This is a genomic window from Solibacillus daqui (assembly GCF_028747805.1).
GTDB lineage: Bacteria > Bacillota > Bacilli > Bacillales_A > Planococcaceae > Solibacillus > Solibacillus daqui.
Map to the genome: position 1 here is coordinate 3,281,130 of NZ_CP114887.1, position 24,776 is coordinate 3,305,905.

Here is a 24,776-nt window from a genome sequence, read left to right on the forward strand (position 1 = left end):
ACAAATTGCTACTCATACTACATCCCCCTCATGATTTTCTTTGTCTAAACTTATTTCTTTCATGTCTACCAAATTATTTAGAAATGTTATATTTTACATTACATTCAATATATCCCAAATATTAAATAACTCTCTAAAAAAAGTCCTTCAGCTAGGATACCTATCTAACAAAAGGACTCATTACTCATTTTTTTAAAACAACACGTTATACATATGAATAGTAAACTCAGCTTCACCATAAGGCGTTACTTTATTTCCTTCGACTGTTGCCATTTTCAGCGTACATTTTTGACCCGATTTATAATATTGCTCGGTAAAATCAAATAACAGTTTCGCTGTACGTTCATGGTTTTGGCCCTGCATATTAAACGTATAATCGACTTCATTTGAAATACGTTCCCCATCTAAATAAAACGCAAAACGAACAGTATGTGCCATAAACTCTGTAGAAATACTTTGCTCCTGGTACATAGGTACTTCAACACGGAAGTTTTTAATAACACGTGATGGCATCGCTACACTAATTTCAACAGATGTCGCTTGTGACGTACGGCGATAATCAATTAACGGTATGATTACCTCTTGTGGTGTTGCCCCACCATGTACAAATTGTAAACCTCCGCCACCAACGAAACGGTTAATACCTTTCGCAATAGCTTTCTCCGCGCCTTGTAATGTCGTAAAGGTTTCTGGCACAGCAATTGCCCCAGCACCAATAACTAAGTTTTCACCAATTATAAAGCGACGATTGCTATCAAATTTCTCGCCGTCAACACTTGCTACTTTCTCGGCATTTTCAACTTTTGAATTTTGATATAAGAACCCGTGATCTGCCGTAATGAAAATACGTTTCGCCTGCCATCTTGAAAGCAAATCTACAAGCTTCCCTAAATCATTCGTCGTTCGTTCAACTGCCGCATATGTTTCACGTTCTGATTTAACTGAATCACCCACAGCGTCAATCACGTCATGATACACATACACTAAACGTTTACCCTTTAACTGCTCATCTGCTGTAGCACGTGACCAAGACGAAATTTCATCAAATCGGAAGGCAATCGCTTCTGGCACATATTTTTGTAAAATCTTAATACGATTCGTTAAACCATTTGTCGGCTCACCATCTGCTAATACTGTTCTGTTTGGGGCAATCGTCAACGTTTCATGTGGTAAAAGTGAGGCCATACCGAGCTGTGTATAAGTTGGCAAATTTGCAACGAGTGGACTAATCGTAGCACTACCATTTGCACGTGCATCTAATCGCTCACGCAGCTCTGCCCCCGCTTCAAAACGTAACGCATCTGAAATAATGACGAATACACGCGTTGATTCCTTTTGCATAATCGGTTCAATATTTTCCCTATAGAAAGCAACCTGTTTTGGGAGCTTCCCTAGTTCCTCTTGTTCTAAAGTATAGTTCGTTTCTTCCGCTACTTTTGATAAATACTTATTTTCATACCAGTTCGTTAACTTTTCAGCTAACTCGTCTAATACTTCTCTATTTTCAAGTTGCATATATCCTACTATAAAACGACGATATGCTTGATCAATTAAATAAAGATTACTTGCATATTGAACATATAACGGAATACGCGTATCATATTGCTTTAACAAAGTTTTATGCATCGTTAAATCTACCACATGTACTAAGACCGTTAAAAGTCCACGAATACGCTCGTTACGATTTGCCCAATGCATGTTTAAACGTTTTTGTAAAATCTCTTTCCAATCCTCTAAATTAGAAGTTTGATGCAGCAGTTCTGTCGTCAGCTTTTTAATTAATAAAACATCTATAATCGGGAACGTTGAAATGTCCGCATAATGCTCTACTGGACGATCATTTAACAATTCAACAATCGAAAACGACCCTTCGATTTCTTGCATATATTGCTCTAACACTTCACGGTCCTTCGTTTGTAACCAATCATCTACAAATAATGCGCTGGCATTAGCACGTGTCGTTTCATACTTTTTCTGCAACGTAGAATCCTCAAACTGCGCATAACGTTGGAAATGGGCATACAAAATATGCTCCATTAAATGTTGTAATGTATATGCCTCAATATGAACACCGAAATACTGCCCTAATAAAACAAAGAGTTGCTCTTTACTAAAACGCTTTGCAATCGATTTATATAACTCATTTGAATCTTCTTGTAAGCCAGCCATCAATAGATTTTGCGCAATTTTGTCCATATCCGCAACTTGCGCCCCAGTTAATACAGCTAACATCGCATATTCAAATTCACGCTCACTTGCTTGTGGCTTCAACACTTTTTTTAGCTTTTCTTTACGCTCAGCACTTTTGAAAAACTCTGGATACTCTTGCATCATTTCACGCAGCAATGTGTCACTCACTTGTAACTGCTCTGCATATAAAGCTGTTGTATCAGCCTTAAATTCTGTCCCGTACAGTTCCATATCAAGTAAATAATTTTTTTCCTTTTCAGGCTTTGCATATTTCGCATATAGTAAAAACGATTCGTCTTTTTTCTCTGTTTCAATTTCTATTTTTAACGAGAAGAAATTATTACGTGTCAATGCCCGTACATGAATCGGCTGATCTGCTAGTTCTTCCTTTAGCGATTCCAACGTATGCTCCCCCTGCTCGTCATACCAAAAAACAACTGTACGGGGCTTGTTCTTTTTATGTAATTCATCTTCTATGCGTTCTTTTAATAATTGTAATACGTTCAATGTGAAGCTCCTTTCTAAAATGAATTATAACGCAACACTTTTATATAAAGCGTGTCTATTATTCAGAATACCAATTTGATTATCATCTTTCCTTAATGCATTAGCAGGGGCTAAGGTGTGTTTATTTTATATAGTAAAACATTCGTCACACTATAAAAATAGTATAACGAATGTTTTAAACTCAGTAACTATTTAATCTTTGCTAAAACACCTTTTCCACCACGATAGAACTTCTCGTAGTTCACCTTCACACCAACATCTAAATCAATTTCGATTTCCTCCGCTGCAATTGCGGCTAAACGCTTATCAAACTCACGAAGCTCATCGATTTTCTTTTCAAACGAAACTTTCTCAGTATTTAACTTCTTCTTATCCGTTGCACTTAAGTTCGGATTCACTAAACGATTTTCTAGGTCGGCAATTTCCTGCTGATACTTCGCTTGAATTTCCTGCAAATGCTCGAAGCGAATTTTTGCCATTGTGTCAGGTTGATAGCGATGCATGTAGATTAATGCACGTAAACCTTTTTGTTTACCCGAGTCTACTAACCAATAAATAGGATATTTTTGTTTAGAAGATATACTTTGATACATTTTATTATGATCTAGAATAAATTCATTATAAATATATTTATAAATAATTTCTTCCGGACTCTCATTATTTGAGGTAATGTTTCCTAAACTTTGCGACAACCATTTTAAATTATCATTTAAATGTGATTCGTTAAACTCTTTTTTCAAGAATATTTTTAACTCATCTACAATATCAAGTTCAAATAATTTGGATTCTGTTAACATAATAATTTCATTAGATTGATTGATATTTCCGTGATTAAATCTACCAATTCTGCCCCCAATAAAATATGATATTAGCGCTTTAGCTTCTCTATTTTGATTTACCTCAATTAAAGTTATTGCTTCTTTATCTTCAAAACTGCTAAATAAATTTTCTAAACCATATAATTCTGAGAAATATTTATTTATAAGTAAAATATTTTTAGACAATATACTTTTTTCTTTTTCATATTCATCTAAAATGTTTTTGTAGGATTCCCCTAAGTCTTCTCCTTTTAATGTTAACAGTCTAGGTAATGAAAAGTCCCATGAAGTTTCTTGAGAATCCCAATTTTTTTTCGCAATCAATACATCTTCTGAAGTTAATTTAGAAATATAATCTATTCCTTCAGTATCTGATAAAATAGGTAACTGTTCAATATCACGGATTTGATAATTTAAAGTTGGATTCATATAATTTAATAACTTCTTTGCTACTACAGAATTTAAAAATCCTAGGAGATATAATCTAATTTTTGGATCCTTAATAAAAATAACTGGTCCTGCATCTCCGAAAAGGATCCCCTCTATACTTTCCCTAAATGCAATGTTAGAAGTTGAAACTCTCGACCAAGTAATACCAGGTACAAAATACAATTCTTTATCTCTTAATCGATAATTGGTTGAAGTTTTTTTTATTTCTTCTCCATCATTTTCTAAATTTACAATGTACTGATTGTTACCGTAGAAAGTTTTTAATTCCCCACCTTTATTTATTGGAAACCATTTATACCCTTGCATATCTATATATGATTTTGAATTATATTTAATCTTTTCTTTTTCAACTTCGTACCATAATCTTAGATGCAAAGGGTCCTTCCCCGTCATAATTCCTGATTTAACTTCAAATAAATCACCAAGAGACTTAGAAAATTTATATAATTCCTTTATATTATCTCCAGCCCAAAAACACATTGTTTTATCGGGGTAAAATTGAAACTCATCTACTTTTTTGATAAAGACATCAACCTTGTTTTTTTGTATTTCATTTAAAAAATATTGTTTCTTTAAATCAGAATTTTTAAGATGGGTTAATTTACAATACTTAGAATTATATTGCGGTAAAAAGCTATTTCTTAAAACAAAGGTTGTAGATTGGACTACTTCACCCGAAATCTCTTCAAATGTTCTTGGTCCTAAATGTAACATAGTATCTACAGTTCTATTTATAGATATAAACTCCCTTAACTCTTTAAATGTATACAAAAACATCCATGAATGCTGGTTAATTACAGATAAGAAGCTATTCTTCTTAAAATAATGATTTACCAACATAAATGCCGAAAACAAATCTGCTTTCCCAATACTATAATTTTCTTTTAAGTAATCACTTAAAAATCTCGTCATTTTACTTGACCCCATATAAGGCGGATTCATCACCACAACATCATATTCATTTCGCATAATCTTCGTTTGATGAATCAATGCCGGCAATACTTGTTTCGCTATCTCATGTTGCTCGCCATAAAATAAATCTTTAACTGGGTTGTTCTGAATTTTTTCAAGTCGCTCTTCAATAAACGAAATATCACGTTCCGTAATATTAATTAATGAACCATATGTTTTCGCATTATGATATTGATCAAAGAAAGCTTTTACGTGGTTGTATTGATCACCTACTTCTTGCTGTGCAATATACGCAATAACATCTTCTGAAATATGATTTGTTTCCTGAATCGATGCTAATTTTAGTTGAATACCTTCACGTTCTACACTACGTAAGAAGCGTTTCGAATACGAAGTGGCTTTCATTACTACCGCAAATGCAGCTAATTGATACGCACGGTCATCAATATCTAAACCATATAAGTTATTTTCTAAAATCAGGCGTGGGATATCACGTTCTGGGTAGCCGCACTTCTCATAAATTTCATAGAATACTTCAAATGCGTACACTAAAATATGTCCACTACCCATTGCTGGATCTAGTAGCTTAATGTCTTCTACTTTTAATTCTTTGTTCACAAACGGTGCAATTTTTTCATGAAAGTCTGCTTCTTCGTGTTTGATGAAATATTCCCAGTTATCGATTAAATCTTCGTCTTCTCGATGTGCTTCTGTCCAATAACGGCCAAGTGAGTTTTGTACCATGTATTGTACAATCCATTTTGGTGTGAATAGCTGTGTTGCAAAAGGGATTTCTTCTTTTTTATACTTCGATTTTTGCGCAAATACACGGTCTTTTTCTTCAGCGATATAATATTGATACAACCAACCAATCACTTCAATTTCAGAGAAGCTTTCTGTTAGTTCTTCACTTTGTACTAATGTTTTAATAACTGATTCTGCATCTAATAAGAAGTCCGGTAATAGTAACTCTGTATAATCCTGAATCTGTTCAAACATAAACGGCAAAATGCGATTTAACGCATTACATTGTGCCACAAATAAAATACGGTATGCCGCCTCTGTATTACCAGCATTAATTAGCTCGCGTATTTCTTCGTATTTGATAGTTAAATCCATCGTGTCATATTCAAATAAAATATCCGGATCCACTCGCCCGACACTACTTGATAACACATTCACTCGCTCTGGTAAGTATTCATGTACTTCCATATAACGAATAGCGATAATTCGGTTAAACCAAGTGTACGCTGCTTCTTCAAGTAATTGCCTATAGCCTTTTTGTTCAAACTGCTTTTGTAATGCTGAAAATGCAGTTTTCATTGATAGTGAGTACGTTTGACCGTTAATCAGTAATTGTCCAAACTGTTCTTCGATATGTAAACCGTTGTTTTCATCAATTCCGTATAGCAGTGCTTTTGTCTTGACTTGTTCGATTAACTTACGACGTGACTGTGTCGCAAAGTTTTTAAGTGCTGTTTTGTTCATAATTTGCTCACCTCTTATTAAATAAAGGAAGGGGAAATCCCCTCCCTTTTATAAATCAAATTTCAACGTGTTATCTTTTAACTCTTTTAAAAGCTGCTGCTTTAGCTCTGCCAATAAGTCATCTAACTCTGATTGCGTTTGGATTTCTGTTTTCACTAACATGCCGCGCAATATTTGTGTTGAAATGACCTTCGTACCTTTTTCGCGTATAACTAGCGGTGGAATAGTGCCAGTTGGTGTTACATCTACTGGATTTACTACTACACGAAGCAATTCATCTTCTTTCTGTTTTGCCGCTTGTTGAATTTGTGCTGTCACATCGCGAAGCTCACTTAATTTCATTTGAATCTTAATTAAACTATCAGCTACTACGAGTTGTTGCTGTGCATTTGTAAATCGAGACATCCTTTCAGCAATTAAGCTACTTACCGCTTCGTTATTTGAATAGTATTCTTGAAGCTCACTTAATTTTTGCTCTAGCTGTTCAATTTGTTTACCTACTGCTTGCTTTTGTTCCACAACTTCTTTCTCAATCGCTTGTTGTAGTTTTTCAATGGTTTCCGGTATTAAAGGAATAACCTTGTATGGTTCTGACTTTACTAAAATATCTGTTAGCTTCTTTTTCAATAACTTTACTTCATCCGACTGTGTATGAGCTAAATCATTTTGGACTTTAGTCAAAAATTGTACAGCCTCATCAAAACGTTCAATTGGCGTCTTAAAATAAAAGCTAATTAGCCCTTCTAATTTTTTTAGAGACCCATCCAGGTCATCCTCAGCTTCAATAAATGTCCTTACTAATCGCTCAGGATCACGAATTTGTAATAAACGTATGATTTCATTTTTTAATGACGTTACTAGTGAATATTCCGGATAAGGATATTGTGAAGAAATAGCTTGCTTGTAACGATTTTCAATATTCTCAAGTGGCTCAATGAAGTTTTTATTCATTACAATTGTTAAAGCATTTGCAAATTCTTGATAAGAGTCACCACAATCCAGTCGCCCGAATAATTTTCTATATATACCAGTGAAGTCTCGACGTACTTTCGGATCAACTTCAATTTCTGGTACCACACGGATTTTATCACGATCTGTTGCACGATTTAATTTTGTATAAAAGTCCGCTGCTATAGCTGGGCTAAATAGTTCATCTGTAATCGTAAATTTCAATTTACTATCATGTAATAATGCTAACAAAATACCGATTGTATCAACTTCCGTCCATCCATATGGAACTAGGCTGTATTTCTCAAGCACTTCTTTTAACGATGGCTTTTGATGTAAATTAATCAGTTCTTCTAAATAGCGAAGCACTTCATTGTAAGCTCGAATATTCCCTGTTGTATTCAATAAATCTTGTTGAATACCTTGTTCATATAGACGTTTCCATTCCGTCGTCACATTCTTCATCGGAATTGGCTCATCGATATATTCTAAATACTTATATGTGTTTTGTACGAGCATTTCAAATGCATCATTTACTTGCTTTTCAAAGCTACCACGGAATATACGCTCCTGCATTTGAATATAAAATATTGCTGATTCGCACGCTTTTGCTAATAGCTCTTTTGCTTTTCTATCATAATCATCGACACTTGCTAATTTCGTATCATAAATACGGTGCTGGGCTTGTGTCGTACTTGGGTTACGCTTTGCAGATACATAACGACGAATTTGCTCTGATAAACGAATGGCTTCTTCCGCCTCTGCCACTAGATCTTCGTTTAAATACACAACCATTTGTCCTTCAACAGATTGCAAAGCCGCTTCTGCTGTTGACATAAAGCCTGTAATAACTTGCATGGTTAACGGATATTTCATATTCGATTTTGAATAGTTATCAAAGCGTTTATTATATTCAAAAATAAAGCCTTTGCTGTTTGTAAATTTTGCTTTATCGTACATTTCAGAGAAAAATGTCTCTGCTAAGTTTGCCTTGATGATACTCACATTAATGTCTACATTTCGTATCTCACTATTAATTTCTTGTTCCTCGTCAGAAAGGAATGAATACGTACCGTCCGCATGCTTTTCAATGAACATCGTTTGCTCTAAACGATTTAACGATTCTTTAATCGCTGTTTCGTTTTGCTCAGCATCGATGCGTGTTAGCAGTAGCGCTGCAATATTATTTGGTGTTGCTTGGATGTGGTCAACGCCTTTGATTAGATAAAGGACCTTTAAAATATCAACATCTGCTGCATATAATCCTTCATTATTAATAGATCGGCTTTCTGCTTTCGTAATCGTTTGCACAATCGTTGACTCTAAGTGCTGACGAATCGTTGGATAAAATTCAGCCATTGTTACTAATGTGCCAAGCTCATCATAATTATGCTTAATCGCTGCATCTTGGAACGATTTCAATAATGAACGTTCCCCACGTGACGCGTATGAAGTTCCTTCACCATGAATACCGATTTTCTCAAGTACAGCTTGTAATAGTTCTACTTGATACGGAACGAACGGATAAATGGCAACAAACTCATCTGTTGATCGATACGCTGAACGATATTGTGTTTTCTCTTTATCAAAAGATAAGCGGTTGCGAATTAATTGCTCATTCGGCTCATACATCGTTTCTAATGTTTTTGTACCCGTTCCTGACTTTTCGAGTAAACGACGCTTTAATACTTCATCAGTATTGGAACTCGATAGATTAATACGTGTTTTGAAGCGGCCTTGGATTTTCGAGAAGCTCGTTGTATCGACTACGTTTGCTACGGATTTAATGCTTTCTTGCGATGTAATGGCTACCCAAGCTTGTCCATTTGCAGCAGCACCGATTTCTTCCACTACATTTTGTAAGTCCAACATTAAATTGTTGTCCATACCGATGTATTGACCTACTTCGTCGATTAGGAAAACTAAACGGTAGTCCGAGCCTTTTGACCCGCAATATTGCGCAATTAATTGCCCTAATTCTTTTGCCGAAATTGAAAATTCTGAGTGTATATTTCTAACTAAAAAATCGGCTGAAACTTTGTCATAACCTAGTTCTTCTAATGCTCTTATCATTTTCCCCATTCTAGAACGATATTTAATTCGAAACTTCTGCCATGGTTCATCATACATTTCTTCAATTTTTAAACAAAAAGATCCATAATTATTATCCATAGCAAGTTGACGTTCAAAGTCTGCGATCCATAATGTCGTAGAATATCCTAAATGTTCATTGAACATGCGTAAAACCACTTCAATAATAGTTTCTTTTTTCACCTGATTTGTTTTTGTAGCTGATTCAGCACCTAAATTAAAAAGTAATGCATCTGAAGGTTTTTCACCTATGTTTTTCATAATACGTAAAAGATCTTCGTCTTCCACTTTATCTTTAAAGAATTCATAGGGTTCTATTCCATTAATTCTTTTTCCATCTAATAGATATGAAAGAATTTTTAAAAAGTGTGATTTACCTGAACCAAAAAATCCTGAAATCCAAATTCCAATATCTTTTGAAGGTGTCTTATATACATCTTGATAATTTCTATAAAACTCTTTAATATTATCTAAAATCTCTGTTGTTACAACATACTCTTTTAATTCTGTATAAATTGTATTCTGATCCATTTGTCCAGCTTGAACAACACCATTAATTGGACGATTAATATCCTCTTTAAATATATCTTTAATTATCATGTTTACACCTCTAAGAAATTCTTGTTATTTGATATTCATCTTCGTGATTAAATCGACTAAACAAACGTAAATCTAATCCAGAAAAATATCCTGGATAAAACAAAATCAATGGAGTTCGATAAGCATTATTTGACAACTTTTTCAAAAGATGACTAGATCGAATAAATGGATGTACAGTTCCTACACCTGTAATAAACACCAAATCCGCTTCACCTACATTTTCAATAAATGTATCAATTAATAAATGTCGGTCCTCTAAAACTGGCTGAATAGCTAATAATAACTCTTCAACCCCTTCTTCATTGGCCATCTCTTTTAAATCTTCTAAATCGTCTTCAAATAACGCAAGTAAGAATTCAAACAAATTAATCTCCTTAATATTTAATGGTGTACGTTTTAGTAAACCTTCTATATATATACGTACAATCAATTCATCTTCTGCTGGATAATCGAATACAAAATGTGGAATTTCACTACCAATTCCTGTTGGCGTAGTAAAACCCTCTTGATGAATACGAGCTTCTAATTGCTCTAATCTTTTATAAATCGTCAATATTTCCACCTACCTCTAACGTAATTATTGATGCTAATAAGCTATCCTTTTTTAAAGCGTATTCTTTTAACTGTGAACTCACATGCAATGGGGCAATTGTATATGCATCTTTATTTAGGTCAATTATACCACTCATCCTGTATAATAATAGAAGTGTGTTGTTGATCTTTTTCTTAGAAACAATACTCCAACTCGCAATTTTGTCAGATTGCTGCTCTTTATCTTCCATATAGAAATTCATATGCGCTAAAGTTAATTGTTTATTCTTATGCTGATATCGATAAACAACTAATTCATAAAAATTTTCATAGGCGAAACGATTGGTTTTTAAAAGTGTATATAAGATTAAAGCTTTTTGATCGTACTTAGTTCCTTTTAAATAGAGGCTTCTTAATTCGTCAGACAGGCTGATTGCTCTTTTAAAAGCCAACTGAAACCTTTTCTGAAGTGCAGACTCACTTTTCACTAAAAATGGATTTTTATTTAATACAATTTCTCGAATCTCATTTCGATTCAATCCTTGTTCTAATAAGGTTAAAACATACTCGATGTCTTGCTGATACCATCTTTCACTTGTTATCCCTGCTGAGTATTCCAATTTATGACCCCCATCTTTGTTCTTACTACAAGTATAACGATTCCAGAGACAATTGAAAAATTGATTAATTTATATTTCAAAAAAGGAAGCCTAACTATTAATTACACATATAATTTATAATACCATTTGAATAGATGTATAAATAAGGATAAACTTGGCATTGAAATGATGATAAACCTATTTCTATATTAATACTATAAATTCACCAAACCGATATCTTAAATTATTAATATTACACTTTACTTTCTTGAAAAAATGTTATAGTATATATTCAAATCAATACTAACAAGGGAAAACCCCATTTTTTTTAAGGCAGTAGCTTATCGCTATACTGTCCTTATTAAAAATGGGGTTTTTTTGTGATTTGGAGGAATTTATAAATAGATATCAATTTTGCAAAAGAAAAGCTAAATGCACTTCGTTACAAAAATGAACCTAATTTCAAACGAGGATACTTTGGATACCTAAATGAACATGTTACTTAATTTTTTGTCGCAAAGGTAGATAAAGCAATTAAATTCCACTTAGAAGGTGAACATATTATGCAAAATAATAATAAAGAATTTCCAAATGAATGGATGGATCTAAAAACAGCAGCCGCATATTTAAACATCTCTTATAAAACTTTAATGACGTTCCGACCAATGGGATTAGAAATCGCGGAAATTGGTAGGTTACGTCGAGTATCTAAAACAGCACTGGATGAGTTTATGCGACAAAATAGCTTTTAAATTTTCGGGCGGAAGTGCTTGGTATATTTAGGTGATAGCTTATCCCCACTGCTCTACTTTCAAACAAATATATTAATAAAAATAAAAAATCGGAGGAATTAATCATGACAATTCAATCAAAATTTAACCCAGCAATTAAATCTTACAACTTAAAAGATGGGAGTACACTTTATCGTTTCACAGCATACCTAGGAGTTGATCAACTTACAGGTAAAGATAAAATTGTAACTCGCAGCAAATTTCCGACACCAAAGCAGGCACAGATTGCATTAGATAAACTTAAGTATGAATTTAATAACGGACAAGTTCCCGAAAATAATCGTAAATCATTTGTTGACGTGCATAAAGAATGGGATGTCCTATACAAGGACTCAGGAATAGTAATGAGTACGTACTCGAAAACTGAGGGCTATTTCAAAAATCATATCCTCCCTTACTTTGGAGATATGAAAGTTGCAAAAATTACGGTAAGACATTGTGAAGATTTCGGTTTACAACTATCAAAAAAGTTGAAGTATTTTCATCACATCATTAATTATGCATCTGATGTAATGGATGCGGCAGTGCGATATAAATATATCAATTCAAATCCTTTTAAAAGTGCAAAAATCCCGAATGAGCAAGTTCAGGAGCAAATTGATAACTATTTAGACATTAAAGATTTCAAAACTTTATTAGACTACTGCAAGAAACTAGATTTAAAATCTTATGCCTTGCTTCGTCTTCTTATGTTTACAGGTATGCGAAAGGGAGAACTTACCCCTTTAACTTGGTCCGACATTGATTTTTCCGAACAGACATTAGATATATACGAAGCGTTCTCCTACTCGAAATACAACAAAGGTAATAATATAGGAGTACCAAAAGGAAAACTCAGTCGGATTATTGTTTTGGATGAAAAAACATTAGATGTGCTAAAAGAATGGCAACAGGAACAAAAGAAACTTTTTGTTCAAATTGGAATTCCTATTAAATCGCCAGATCAACAATTGGTATTTAGCAATTCAGTTAATAACTTTATAAAACAAGATTATTCCAATCAGTTATTGCATAAAGCGATAAAGGTTCTTAATATTAAATTTATTACTGTACATGGCTTACGACATATTCACGCTACCCAATTAACTGAAGCTGAAGCGAGTTCAATCGGAATTCAACAAAGATTAGGACACGTTAGAAAAAAAAATACGACAGAACTTTTTTATATCCATGTTACTAAAAAGGTGAAATTTAATACTCTAAATTCTCTATTAGCTTACCTAGGCGAAAATGATATTTATTAATATAGTGAATTCAAAGACTTAAGTAATCCCCTTATCTTTAAGATAAACAATCCCAATATCCGATCCCAATCCGAAAATAACTCAATGAGTGGAAATTTTGAGAATACATGACGTAGATTAATAAAAAGCACTTAGAATAATCATTAGTGATCTCTAAGTGCTTTTTCTCTTCTCTCATTTGCCCAGCCTTTTAAAATACAATATAATTTTAATCGTAGTATTCAATACTACAACCTCAAAGTCTCCGTAAGCACGAACTTGGAGGTTTTACACAATGACAACGATTAAAATTTACACATTAAAAAACAACGAAAAGCGCTATAAATTCCACGTGTATATTGGTGTCGATCCATTAACAGGTAAAGAGAAAACGACTACTAGAAGTGGATTTAAAACAAAGCGAGAAGCAAAAGTGGCACTTGCACAAATTCAACAAGAAATTCGGAATGGAACTTTTCGAAAACAATCCGCGGAATCATATTTAGATGTCTACAAATTATGGATGGAGCAATATGAAAACACTGTGGAAGATAGTACATTACTAAAAACTGAGCGGATCTTCAAAAATCATATCCTCCCAAGCTTTGGGGATTATAAAATCGCTAAAATTGATGCAGCAATTTGCCAAAAGCATGTGAATCAATGGGCAAAAAAACTGCAACGATTCCGGATGATTAAAAATTATGCGGCTTTAGTTATTAAATACGCCATTAAGCATGGTTTAATCGATAAAAACCCCTTCGACTTAGTTGAAATGCCCGTCATTAAATTAAAAATTAATTTAGATGACGAAGAGGATGAGTATGAAAACTTCTATACGCGGGAGCAATTGATTCAGTTTTTACAATGTGTTGAGCAAGGCAATAATTTGAAACGTTTTGCACTATTCCACCTGCTTGCTTTTTCAGGAATGCGAAAAGGAGAAGCTTTTGCACTTCAATGGAAGGACATCGACTTTGATGCACAAGAGATTCGTATAACTAAAGCTGTAAAGCGCGGAAAATTAGGTTTATACTTAGGCCCGACAAAGAATGGCGAGTCACGGACGATTAAAATAGATGAAAAAACGTTTGACCTATTAAAACAATGGAAAATTGAACAAGCAGAGGTGTATAAATCAAAGGGTTTTAATACGAATACTAAAAAGCAGTTAGTGTTTTCAAATGAACAAAATGTGCTACTAGATCCAAATAAAACAGTTCAATGGCTTTCAACAGTTTTTCAAAAACATAACCTTGAGTATATTACTACACATGGGCTACGCCACACACATTGTTCATTACTGTTTGAAGCTGGAGCAACAATCAAAGAGGTACAATACCGCCTTGGTCATAAAGATGTAAAAACAACATTAGAGGTTTATGCTCACGTGACAAAAAAAGCAAAAGCAGAAACAATCAATAAGTTTACAAACTTCATGACTACACCTGAAAAAGAGTAATTACTAACAAAGGATTAACAAAGGTTAATAAGGTTTTTAATAAGGATTCAATCCAATTCAGTACAACTCAAAGGCATTAAAAAAGTGCCACAAACGTTGATTTAACAACGTTTGTGACACTCAGTGAAATTCAGTACATTTCACAGTATGGAGACGGCGGGAGTCGAACCCGCGTCCAGAAGCTCCAATACGCCGGCTTCTACGCGTGTAGTTTGTCTACTTACAGTTCGCGAGTTCTTATGCCGACAAACAGGCGTCCGAATCGCTAACCTGGAAATCTCTTACCGCTGACTCAGGTGGCACCAGCGATCGTATCCCACTAAAGTTGGGCCCGACGTACTGCACATGGGCGATGCAGAGGCCGAGCGCTCACGAGCTTACGCTGCGAAAGCTAAGTTTTGTTGTTTGCCAGTTATTATATAACTTCCGTTGATGACGAAGACGAGACCTCCGACGCGCGACCAGAGCTTGAACCACCCCTGTCGAATCCGTAACGTCCCCGAAGTATAAGACTCCGAGTGTTTCGGAAAGAGTATTAAATACTCTTAAAACGTATACCGTATGAGTAGGCATACACTGGCTAGTAAAATAAATTATATGACAAAAATAGCGTGTGCGCAAGTAAATACACCGAAATTATGCGTTGCCAAAGTTTGGCCGAGCTACCTTTACAAATGATAAAGGCACGACAAAATTCCCTCTCAAACCATTAGAACAACACATTTCACTTCAAATGCGCGAGATGATGACTTTTCTTAAATTGATTTCATAAAAATACTTCCCACCCCAACAAGAAAAGGGGCTGCTCGAAAAGTAAATACTTTTCGAGCAGTGCTTCGTTCATGTATTTATTATCCGCTGCAGGCGGTGCTTCTGCGGTGGTCGAAATAAAATTTCCACCATCCTCGGCGCAAAGGAGGTGTCCCAGAATCACTTCTCGGACACCCCCCTTTACAACTACTATTATAGTTGGCGTTCCTTGAAAGCACGTTCCATATCACGCTTGGCTTCTTTTTTCTTCATGTCGTTACGTTTATCGTAATCTTTCTTACCTTTTGCAAGACCGATTAATAGCTTTGCGTAGCCGTCTTTAATATAAATTTTTAACGGAACGATTGTGTAACCATCGCGTTTGACTGCGCCGATTAGCTCATTGATTTGCTTCTTATGTAACAGCAATTTGCGCTCGCGTAACGGATCGTGGTTGAAGCGGTTCCCTTGGTCGAACGCTGAAATGTGCATATTGCGAATCCATGCTTCTCCATCGCGAATGCTGACGTACGATTCCTTTAACTGCACATGTGCACCGCGCACCGATTTAATTTCCGTACCCGTTAGTACCATGCCCGCCTCAATTGTTTCTTCAATAAAGTAATCATGGCTCGCCTTTTTGTTTTGTGCCAAAACCTTGCCTGTGCCTTTTGCCATCTAGTATACACCTCTACTTATAGAAGGCGTGCTATAGCAATATCGCCATAGCAAACAGCCTTATTTCTTCTTACCTTTTTTCTTTTTGCCTTTTGCGATACCTTCGTAGAACTTTGGCTTATCGCTTGCTTTGCCATCTTTGCGGCGACCGCGTGGATCACGTTCAGATGTGCCTGTGCGCTTCTCTTTTTCAGGTCGTTTCTTGCTTTCCCCGCGCGATTTACGGTCACGCTTCTCGCCAGTACGCTCCTGATCCTTACGACGTCCACCTTCGCGACGGCCCGCATGAATCACTTTCGACGTTTGACGGCGAGCTGGGCGTGCATTTGAAACCATATCAACAATTTCAAAATCAACTGAAGATTCTTCAATAACTACATTCGCCACGCGAATCTTCACTTCATCGCCAATACGGAATTGACGACCTGTACGCTCACCGATCATCATCAGATGGCGCTCTTCAAAACGATAATAATCATCCGTCATGTTCGAAATATGCACTAAGCCCTCAACCGTGTTGTCCAGCTCAACGAAAATTCCAAAGTTCGTAATTGACGATACAATCCCTTCGAATTCCTCACCAATTTTATCGCTCATGAATTGCGCTTTTTTCAGTGCATCCGTATCACGCTCTGCATCAACCGCGCGTCGCTCACGACTTGACGTATGCTCGGCGATATCGTCCATTACCTGACCCCATTGGAATGTCGTTTCTGAAGACGTATCTTCATTAATTAAATACGTGCGAATGAGACGGTGCACGATTAAGTCTGGATAACGACGAATTGGCGACGTAAAATGCGTGTAAAACTCGGTCGATAAACCAAAGTGACCTAATGAATCTGCATAATATTTTGCTTGCTGCATTGAGCGCAATAACATCGTTGAAATAACTGGTTCTTCTGGCAAGCCTTCAATCGAATTAATCACTTCCTGTAATGCTTTCGGGTGTACCGAGTTACCTGTACCCTTCACCATAATACCGAAATTCGTCACAAACTCGAAGAAACGCTGTAATTTTTCAGGCTTCGGATCTTCGTGGATACGATATAAGAACGGTACTTCCATCCAGTGGAAATGCTCCGCTACTGTTTCGTTCGCAGCTAACATGAACTCTTCGATTAAGCGCTCTGCCACTGTGCGTACACGCAGTACGATATCAGTTGGCCAACCTACTTCATCTACAAGCACTTTTGACTCTTTAAAATCAAAGTCTATCGCTCCACGATTCATACGTTTATTACGTAGAATTTGGGCTAAATCCTTCATATCGTTAAACATCGGCACTAGGTTTTCATAGCGCTCGATTAGCTCTGGATTTTCATCGGCATGCTCTAAAATATGATACACATCTGTATACGTCATACGTTCTGTCGTGTTAATAACACTTTGGAAAATTTCATGCTTTACGACTTGACCTGCTTGGTCGATTAGCATTTCACAAGAAAGCGTTAAACGGTCAACTTGTGGATTTAACGAACAAATTCCGTTCGATAAGCGATGCGGAATCATTGGAATTACACGGTCTGTTAAATACACGGAAGTTGCGCGTTCGTAAGCTTCCAAATCTAACACAGAGCCTTGCGTCACATAATAGCTTACATCCGCAATATGCACGCCTAATTTATAAGTACCGTCGTCATTTTTTATAACAGTTACCGCGTCATCTAAATCTTTGGCATCTGCGCCGTCTATTGTTACAATGACTTCATTACGTAAATCACGACGACCGATTAGATCCGCTTCCGAAATTTCATCCGGTACTTGCGTAGCAGCATCCACTACCTCTGGTGGGAACTCAGGGGGAATGTCATATTTGTAAAGTATCGATAAAATGTCCACGCCTGGGTCATTTTTATGCCCTAAAATTTTTGTAATCATTCCCGTTGCTGATTTCGTTTCATCTGGCCAATGCGTAATTTCTACAACGACTTTATGGCCATCCACTGCACCTAGAGCATCCTCTTTTGCGATGAAAATGTCCATATTTAATTTTTTGTCATCTGTTACAACAAAGCCAAAGCCACGATTTGCTTGATATGTGCCTACAAATGTCGTTTTGCTTCGCTCTACGATTTTAGTAACTGTACCTTCACGGCGATCGCCTGACTGCTCTTTTAAAATACGCACTAAAACGATGTCGCCATTTAATGCACCGTTAATTTCGTATGCTGGAATGAAAATATCATCCATGCCTTGTTCTTCTGGAGCAACGAAGCCAAAACCTTTCGCGTTTCCAATAAAACGACCTCGCAGTAAGTTCATACGCTCTGGTAAGCCGTAACGGTTCGTACGTGAGCGCACAATATAGCCCTGCGCTTCCATTTTTACAAGTGTTTTCACTAATTCGCGGAAATCATCCGCCTCTACTAATTCAAACGCATCTTCAATTTCAGATACGGTCATTGGTTTGTACGCATCGTCTTTCATAAACTCTAAAATGCGTTTTTGTAAATCATTTTGCTGTGCCATATATTTTCCCTCCTTTGAACAGAAAAATAGTATCCCAACATTAGACTATCCAATCTAACGAATTTAAAAACGTGAGAATTTCTTCGTGTAGCTTGTCTTTTTCTTTATCGAGTGTAATAACATGCCCTGACTCGTTATACCAGCTAATATGCTTATCGTTTGATTCTACGGAATTATAAATAATATTCGCCGAATCCGCATTAATTACCTTGTCATTCGTTGCTTGAATCACTAAAATCGGTGCATATAGCATATCGATGGACTGTCTTACATCGGAAATAAGCGTTTGGAGTGCAGGCAATGACGCCATTCCCTGCTTTTCTATTGCTTCGATTTCTAAATTAATTTCCTGTTCACTTTTACCTTGTTGTTTTTTATATTGCTTTGCATAATCGAGTACGCCTTCAAACATGATGTCTGTTGTGCGCATTGTCATCGGCGAGCACATTGTGACAACGCCTTTAACCGGTTGTTCAAGGGCTAGCTTTAATGAAAAAACACCGCCAAGTGAGAGACCAGCAAGAGCGATTTCTTCATAGCCCGCTTCCTTCAATTCATTGTACCCGCGCAGTACATCTTGCCACCACTCATCTGGATGAGAGGCAATCAGTTCTTCTGGCGGTACACCATGTCCTTTATAATGTGGTGCAAGTGACGTGTAACCATGCTTTTCTAAGTAGCGACCAAGCATGCGCACATCGGCACTGCTGCCTGTAAAGCCATGTAATAATAGCACCGCTCGCTTACCTGAACGGAAGAAAAACGGTGAAGACAAAGCTGTTTTCATGCTGTTTGACTCCTGTCTTTTTTTATAATCTACCCATTTTAATATATGAAAAATACGATTCAAACACACCTTCGAATCGCGTAAAACTTTCCATTTCTTCTATTATACTGTGTTTTGAAGTGGACTAAAAGAAAAAGCCTAACCGAAAGCAATGTGCTCGGTTAGGCGACTTAGATTCATTCGATTAGAATTTTGTAATAGCTAATGCTAATACGAAGAATAATACAGAAAGAACAATCGTTACGCGGTGTAATACTAAATCCATCCCGCGAGCTTTCTGCTTACCGAAAAGTTGCTCAGCTCCACCAGAGATGGCACCTGATAAACCTGCGCTCTTACCTGATTGTAGTAATACCACAACAACTAAAGACAGGGCTACGATAATAAGTAATACCATTAATAATGTATGCATTTGCTCCACCTCCTAGTTATGGACGTCACAATACAAATCAGTATAGCAAAATCCGCTCATCTTTACAATATTTCTTTGGCAAAGAACACCAGATTGACTCCTGTGGGTAATTATTTTTAGATGCCGCTTTGCTTTATTTTTATGTCTCTGAAATTAGATCATGGATTATAATTTTTATCAAATTAGGCAACTTGTTAAAACTCTTTCTCTACTGTAAATTGGTCATAAGGAGGTAAATTATATGCAAAAATCTAAACATTATTTTTTTATCGATGCAGTCAATAAACGCTTGAACCATGATGATTTAGAAGTTACCACATTTCAGCAAAAGCTTTATCGATTAGATGCTGGATTAGCGGGTGAGGAGAAATTGAAGCTCGTATTGTCAGACTATCATCTTAAAAGTAAAGCAAACGTTTATTATAATTTTGAGTGCGTAAACGCTAACGGCTTTACTCACCAAATAGATGGTCTGTTCGTTACGGCGCATTTTATTGTGATTTTCGAAGTAAAGCAAATTTCGGGCACATTGTTTTATAAACCTGCGTTACACGAATTTTATCGAATTGCTGAATCCAACCTTCAAGAAAACTTCCCAAACCCCTTCGATCAAGCCTATCGTCATCAATTATTTATCGAGCATTTGTTAAAAACATGGCAAATATCAATTCCCGTCTATTACACAGTTGTGATTGCGAATGTACGTGCAAAACTGGACTCTTCCTTGATTGATTATCCGATTATGCATATTAGTGGCGTTCCCTACTTTCTGGAAAAATTATATGAACAGCATCCCAAGCCTCAAGCAAATTTATCCATTTTGCAAAATCAATTTGCACAGCTCTATAAGCAGCTCCCACCTCGTCGCACAATTGAAAAGCATCGTCTTCGTAAAGGTGTCCTCTGTAAGCAATGCCAATATTCAAATGTAATGAATTATAAAAAGGGTTATTTTGAATGCAGCATATGTCAAACTAAAAATAAAGATGCCATTATTGAATCTTTAGTTCATTATCGTATTTTAATAAGCCCTCGAATTACGAATAAAGAGTTTCGAGAGTTTTTCAACATCCCCTGCATACACACAGCATCAAAAATGTTAGGGAAATTAGGTTTAGAAAAACACGGAACTAATAAAGGAGCCTTTTATATCATTCCCGATAGCTGGTGAATTAATGGAAGTTTCACGTGATTTTCTAATATAAGTGCGATTTATTCTAATATGTATGTCATTTCTTCTAATATATCCGAAAAAAGTTCTAATATATCTAGCGTTTCTTCTAATAAAAACACATTTTCTTCTAATAAAAACACATTTTCTTCTAATATCCTAGCTCTAACAATTAAAAACGCCCGAGGAAATTAATCCCCGAGCGCCGAAAAATTATTTGTTTAAGTTATAGAAAGATTTAATACCTTCAAAACGTGAAGTTGCACCTAATTGGTCCTCAATACGTAATAATTGGTTGTATTTCGCAACACGGTCAGTACGTGAAGGAGCACCTGTTTTAATTTGGCCAGCGTTTGTTGCGATTGCGATATCAGCGATAGTGTTATCTTCAGATTCGCCTGAACGGTGAGAGATAACTGCTGTATAGCCAGCACGTTGAGCCATTTCGATTGCTTCGAAAGTTTCTGTTAATGTACCGATTTGGTTTACTTTAACTAAAATGGCGTTACCAACACCTTGCTCAATCCCTTGAGAAAGTTTTGCTGTGTTTGTAACGAATAAATCATCACCTACTAATTGAACGCGGTTACCGATTTTTTCAGTTAATAATTTGTGACCAGCCCAGTCGTTTTCATCTAAGCCGTCTTCGATTGAGATGATTGGGTATTTAGAAGTTAACTCCTCGTACCAAGCAACCATTTCTTCAGATGTTTTTTCTACACCTTCACCAGCTAATACATATTTGCCAGTTTCTTTGTTGTAAAGCTCAGAAGATGCTACGTCTAAAGCGATACGGATTTCTTCGCCCATTTTGTAGCCCGCTTTTTCAACTGCTTCAATGATAACTGTAATTGCTTCTTCGTTTGAACCTAAGTTTGGTGCGAAACCACCTTCGTCACCCACTGCAGTGTTGTAGCCTTTGTCTTTTAATACCGCTTTTAAGTTATGGAAAATTTCAGTACCCATACGTAATGCTTCTTTAAATGATTTTGCACCAACTGGCATAACCATGAATTCTTGAATGTCTACATTGTTGTCTGCGTGTGCACCACCGTTGATGATGTTCATCATTGGTACTGGTAATTGTTTTGAGTTGAAGCCACCAAGGTATTGGTATAAAGGAATATCTAAATAATCAGCTGCTGCATGTGCTACTGCCATAGATACACCAAGGATTGCGTTTGCACCTAATTTACCTTTGTTTTCTGTGCCGTCAAGCTCGATTAACGCTTGGTCGATTACTACTTGATCTAATACAGAATATTGACCTTCTAATTCTTCAGCGATAATTGTGTTTACGTTTTCTACCGCTTTCTCAACACCTTTACCTAAGTAACGGCTTTTGTCTCCATCACGTAATTCTACGGCTTCATATTCACCAGTTGATGCACCAGATGGCACGATGGCACGACCGAAAGCACCTGATTCTGTGAATACTTCTACTTCTACTGTTGGGTTACCGCGAGAGTCTAAAACTTCACGAGCATATACTTGAGTAATGAATGGCATAAATAAAAATCTCCTCTGTAATTAAATTTAGATGGTAATGTAAAACTTAAGCTACCTATATAATCAACCGCACGAAAACTATTGTTCGTTTGGCATAATTAATGATTTACCTGTCATTTCAGCAGGCTGCGCAATGTTCATTAGCGCAAGCATAGTTGGCGCTAAATCTGCTAAAATACCGTCTTCATGTAACTGAACACCTGGTTTTGTTACGATGACTGGCACTGGGTTTGTTGTGTGGGCAGTCATTGGTTGATCATCTACTGTCACAACCTCATCTGAGTTCCCGTGATCGGCTGTAATAATCGCTTGACCACCTTTTGCTAGTATCGCATCTACCACGCGACCTAAACACACATCTACCGCTTCTATTGCTTTAATAGTTGGCGCTAGCATACCTGAATGTCCTACCATATCTGGATTCGCGAAGTTTAGGATAATGCCGTCAAACTTATCCGCTGCAATCGCAGCAAGTAAGGCATCTGTTACTTCATAGGCACTCATTTCTGGCTTTAAGTCATACGTTGCAACTTTTGGTGAAGCAATTAAAATACGCTCCTCGCCTGCAAAATTTTCCTCACGACCGCCACTCATAAAGAATGTTACGTGCGGATACTTTTCCGTTTCGGCAATACGCAGCTGCGTTTTCCCTGCTTTTGAAATGACTTCACCAACTGTGTTTAGTAAGTTATCATTTTCAAACGCTACATCTGCGACAACATCTTCACTATAATGCGTGAATGACACAAATTTTAAATTTTTCGGATGCTTTTCTGATAATGGCATCGCGTCAAATGCTTCGTTCGTAAGCACCTTTGATAATTGTATCGCACGGTCCGGACGGAAGTTGAAAAAGACTACTGCATCATTCGTATTAATTGTTGCAACTGGTGCACCTTCTTCTGTAAGTACAAACGGAATAACGAACTCATCATTTACTTCACGCTCATATGAAGATTCTACACCCGAATGAGCTGTTGATGCAGTTTGACCGATACCGTCTACTAACGCGTTGTATGTTAATCTAACGCGCTCCCAACGTTTGTCGCGGTCCATCGCATAATAACGACCGTGAATCGATGCAAATTTTCCTATACCGATTTCAGTCATTTGCTTTTCTGTTTCTAAAATGTATTTACGCGCTGTTGTTGGACCAACATCACGACCATCTAAGAATCCATGAACGTATACATCTTTTAAACCATTTGCTTTTGCTAATTTTAATAGCGCAAACAGATGCTCATAATGGCTGTGTACCCCACCATCTGATAGTAAGCCCATTAAGTGTAATTTTGAACCATGCTTTTTCGCATGTTCTACTGCTGCTAAAAACTTTTCGTTACGGAAGAAATCGCCTTCGCGAATCGATTTATGGATACGTGTTAAGCTTTGATACACAATGCGGCCTGCACCAATATTTAAGTGCCCTACTTCAGAGTTCCCCATTTGGCCATCTGGTAGACCAACAGCTTCACCACTCGCAGTTAGTGTTGCGTGTGGGTAATTGCTCCAATAACGATCAAAGTTTGGTTTGTTGGCTTGTGCAACAGCGTTCCCTTTCACTTCTTCACGAAAGGCAAAACCATCTAAAATAATGAGTGCTACGGGTTGTTTAGGCATTTGCTGCCGCCTCCAATAATTTCATAAATGACGCAGGTTGTAAGCTTGCACCGCCAACTAATGCACCATCAATATGTTCTTTTGCTAATAATTCTTCGATATTTTCTGGCTTTACACTACCGCCGTACTGAATGCGTACTTTTTCTGCTGTGTCTTTGCCATATAAGCTTGCTACTACTTCACGAATCGAACCGCAAACTGCATTGGCATCATCTGCTGTTGCTGTTTTGCCTGTTCCGATTGCCCAAATTGGTTCATAAGCAATAACCATATGCTCTACTTCAGCCGCTGAGAAACCTTCTAACGCTTTTGTCATTTGACCCGCGACCTTGCTTTCTGTAGAACCAGCTTCACGCTCTTCTAATGTTTCACCACAGCAAATAATTGGCACGATTCCGTGATTTAAGGCAGCACGGACTTTTTTGTTTACTGCTTCGTCTGTTTCGTTAAAGAGTTCACGACGCTCTGAATGCCCTAAAATAACATAATCTACATTGATGTTTGACAACATTGCTGGACTGATTTCACCTGTAAATGCGCCTTCATCTTCAAAGTGCATATTTTGTGCACCGATTGCTAAAGACGAGTCTTCTGCCGCTACGACTAATGTAGGTAAATAAAGTGCTGGTGCACAAATAACGGCATCTACCTTTTCTGGAGAAGGTATTGCTTGTTGAATTTCTTCAACAAAATCAACCGCCTCATCAAATGTTTTATACATTTTCCAGTTTCCTGCTACGATTGGTTTACGCATTCAAGAATCCCTC

At 36.6% G+C, this 24,776-nt stretch carries 17 protein-coding genes and 1 other RNA gene; 4 read left to right on the forward strand and 14 right to left on the reverse strand.

Annotated features, from left to right (window positions below):
• Nucleotides 1-192 precede the first annotated feature (192 nt).
• From pglZ to O7776_RS16125, 5 genes are all read right to left on the reverse strand, one after another.
• Entirely contained in the window at nt 193-2,697 is a 2,505-nt protein-coding gene (gene pglZ, locus O7776_RS16105) for a BREX-1 system phosphatase PglZ type A (RefSeq protein WP_274307981.1), read from the reverse strand.
• Between the two features lie 188 nt (nt 2,698-2,885).
• Nucleotides 2,886-6,365, reverse strand: a complete 3,480-nt coding sequence (pglX, locus tag O7776_RS16110) for a BREX-1 system adenine-specific DNA-methyltransferase PglX (RefSeq protein WP_274307982.1) — start codon at nt 6,363-6,365, stop codon at nt 2,886-2,888.
• A 48-nt stretch (nt 6,366-6,413) separates the two neighbouring features.
• The gene (gene brxC / locus O7776_RS16115; RefSeq protein WP_274307983.1) at nt 6,414-10,004 is read right to left on the reverse strand and encodes a BREX system P-loop protein BrxC; all 3,591 of its coding nucleotides are present in this window, start codon (nt 10,002-10,004) and stop codon (nt 6,414-6,416) included.
• A 10-nt stretch (nt 10,005-10,014) separates the two neighbouring features.
• Nucleotides 10,015-10,566, reverse strand: coding sequence for a BREX protein BrxB domain-containing protein (locus O7776_RS16120; RefSeq protein ID WP_274307984.1), 552 nt, complete (start codon nt 10,564-10,566; stop codon nt 10,015-10,017).
• Nucleotides 10,544-11,155: a BrxA family protein gene (locus tag O7776_RS16125; protein ID WP_274307985.1), complete on the reverse strand. Its 612-nt coding sequence runs from the start codon at nt 11,153-11,155 to the stop codon at nt 10,544-10,546. Before O7776_RS16125 ends, O7776_RS16120 begins: the two co-directional genes overlap by 23 nt.
• Before the next feature lie 542 nt (nt 11,156-11,697).
• Between O7776_RS16125 and O7776_RS16130 the strand changes: the two genes are divergently transcribed.
• From O7776_RS16130 to O7776_RS16140, 3 genes are all read left to right on the forward strand, one after another.
• A complete protein-coding gene (locus O7776_RS16130) occupies nt 11,698-11,886 on the forward strand; it encodes a helix-turn-helix domain-containing protein (RefSeq protein WP_274307986.1) in 189 nt (62 codons plus the stop codon).
• A 104-nt stretch (nt 11,887-11,990) separates the two neighbouring features.
• Entirely contained in the window at nt 11,991-13,169 is a 1,179-nt protein-coding gene (locus O7776_RS16135; RefSeq protein WP_274307987.1) for a tyrosine-type recombinase/integrase, read from the forward strand.
• A gap of 274 nt (nt 13,170-13,443) precedes the next feature.
• Nucleotides 13,444-14,610 (forward strand): site-specific integrase, encoded by a 1,167-nt coding sequence (locus tag O7776_RS16140; RefSeq protein ID WP_274307988.1) that lies wholly within the window; start codon nt 13,444-13,446, stop codon nt 14,608-14,610.
• 145 nt (nt 14,611-14,755) lie between these two features.
• On the opposite strand, the gene ssrA is transcribed toward O7776_RS16140, so the two are convergent.
• The 6 genes from ssrA to secG all read right to left on the reverse strand — a co-directional run bounded on the left by ssrA (nt 14,756) and on the right by secG (nt 19,709).
• Nucleotides 14,756-15,111: a transfer-messenger RNA gene (gene ssrA / locus O7776_RS16145) on the reverse strand.
• A gap of 265 nt (nt 15,112-15,376) precedes the next feature.
• Entirely contained in the window at nt 15,377-15,544 is a 168-nt protein-coding gene (locus O7776_RS16150; protein ID WP_274307989.1) for a hypothetical protein, read from the reverse strand.
• A 29-nt stretch (nt 15,545-15,573) separates the two neighbouring features.
• A complete protein-coding gene (gene smpB, locus O7776_RS16155) occupies nt 15,574-16,038 on the reverse strand; it encodes an SsrA-binding protein SmpB (RefSeq protein WP_274307990.1) in 465 nt (154 codons plus the stop codon).
• 60 nt (nt 16,039-16,098) lie between these two features.
• The gene (rnr, locus tag O7776_RS16160) at nt 16,099-18,510 is read right to left on the reverse strand and encodes a ribonuclease R (RefSeq protein ID WP_274307991.1); all 2,412 of its coding nucleotides are present in this window, start codon (nt 18,508-18,510) and stop codon (nt 16,099-16,101) included.
• 40 nt (nt 18,511-18,550) lie between these two features.
• Nucleotides 18,551-19,297 carry an alpha/beta hydrolase gene (locus O7776_RS16165; RefSeq protein WP_274307992.1) on the reverse strand — a complete coding sequence of 249 codons (747 nt, stop codon included), beginning with the start codon at nt 19,295-19,297 and terminating at the stop codon, nt 18,551-18,553.
• A gap of 184 nt (nt 19,298-19,481) precedes the next feature.
• The gene (secG, locus tag O7776_RS16170; protein WP_241370027.1) at nt 19,482-19,709 is read right to left on the reverse strand and encodes a preprotein translocase subunit SecG; all 228 of its coding nucleotides are present in this window, start codon (nt 19,707-19,709) and stop codon (nt 19,482-19,484) included.
• Nucleotides 19,710-19,950: 241 nt separating this feature from the next.
• Here secG and O7776_RS16175 point away from each other — a divergent pair, with 241 nt between their 5' ends.
• On the forward strand, nt 19,951-20,880 hold the full coding sequence (locus tag O7776_RS16175) for a nuclease-related domain-containing protein (protein WP_274307993.1): 930 nt from the start codon (nt 19,951-19,953) through the stop codon (nt 20,878-20,880).
• 213 nt (nt 20,881-21,093) lie between these two features.
• Here the strand turns inward: O7776_RS16175 and eno are convergent, their stop codons facing one another.
• From eno to tpiA, 3 genes are all read right to left on the reverse strand, one after another.
• Complete coding sequence (gene eno, locus O7776_RS16180; RefSeq protein WP_274307994.1) at nt 21,094-22,389, reverse strand: phosphopyruvate hydratase; 1,296 nt, start codon at nt 22,387-22,389, stop codon at nt 21,094-21,096.
• A 78-nt stretch (nt 22,390-22,467) separates the two neighbouring features.
• Nucleotides 22,468-24,009: a 2,3-bisphosphoglycerate-independent phosphoglycerate mutase gene (gpmI, locus tag O7776_RS16185; protein ID WP_274307995.1), complete on the reverse strand. Its 1,542-nt coding sequence runs from the start codon at nt 24,007-24,009 to the stop codon at nt 22,468-22,470.
• Nucleotides 24,002-24,763, reverse strand: coding sequence for a triose-phosphate isomerase (gene tpiA, locus O7776_RS16190; protein ID WP_274307996.1), 762 nt, complete (start codon nt 24,761-24,763; stop codon nt 24,002-24,004). Before tpiA ends, gpmI begins: the two co-directional genes overlap by 8 nt.
• Nucleotides 24,764-24,776: the final 13 nt, after the last annotated feature.

Excerpts from the sequence above, each read along its gene's own strand:
- pglX (WP_274307982.1), bottom strand. The coding sequence starts at position 6,365 with ATGAACAAAACAGCACTTAAAAACTTTGCGACACAGTCACGTCGTAAG.
- brxC (WP_274307983.1), bottom strand. The coding sequence starts at position 10,004 with ATGATAATTAAAGATATATTTAAAGAGGATATTAATCGTCCAATTAAT.
- O7776_RS16130 (WP_274307986.1), top strand. The coding sequence starts at position 11,698 with ATGCAAAATAATAATAAAGAATTTCCAAATGAATGGATGGATCTAAAA.
- O7776_RS16135 (WP_274307987.1), top strand. The coding sequence starts at position 11,991 with ATGACAATTCAATCAAAATTTAACCCAGCAATTAAATCTTACAACTTA.
- O7776_RS16140 (WP_274307988.1), top strand. The coding sequence starts at position 13,444 with ATGACAACGATTAAAATTTACACATTAAAAAACAACGAAAAGCGCTAT.
- smpB (WP_274307990.1), bottom strand. The coding sequence starts at position 16,038 with ATGGCAAAAGGCACAGGCAAGGTTTTGGCACAAAACAAAAAGGCGAGC.
- rnr (WP_274307991.1), bottom strand. The coding sequence starts at position 18,510 with ATGGCACAGCAAAATGATTTACAAAAACGCATTTTAGAGTTTATGAAA.
- O7776_RS16165 (WP_274307992.1), bottom strand. The coding sequence starts at position 19,297 with ATGAAAACAGCTTTGTCTTCACCGTTTTTCTTCCGTTCAGGTAAGCGA.
- secG (WP_241370027.1), bottom strand. The coding sequence starts at position 19,709 with ATGCATACATTATTAATGGTATTACTTATTATCGTAGCCCTGTCTTTA.
- O7776_RS16175 (WP_274307993.1), top strand. The coding sequence starts at position 19,951 with ATGCAAAAATCTAAACATTATTTTTTTATCGATGCAGTCAATAAACGC.
- eno (WP_274307994.1), bottom strand. The coding sequence starts at position 22,389 with ATGCCATTCATTACTCAAGTATATGCTCGTGAAGTTTTAGACTCTCGC.
- gpmI (WP_274307995.1), bottom strand. The coding sequence starts at position 24,009 with ATGCCTAAACAACCCGTAGCACTCATTATTTTAGATGGTTTTGCCTTT.
- tpiA (WP_274307996.1), bottom strand. The coding sequence starts at position 24,763 with ATGCGTAAACCAATCGTAGCAGGAAACTGGAAAATGTATAAAACATTT.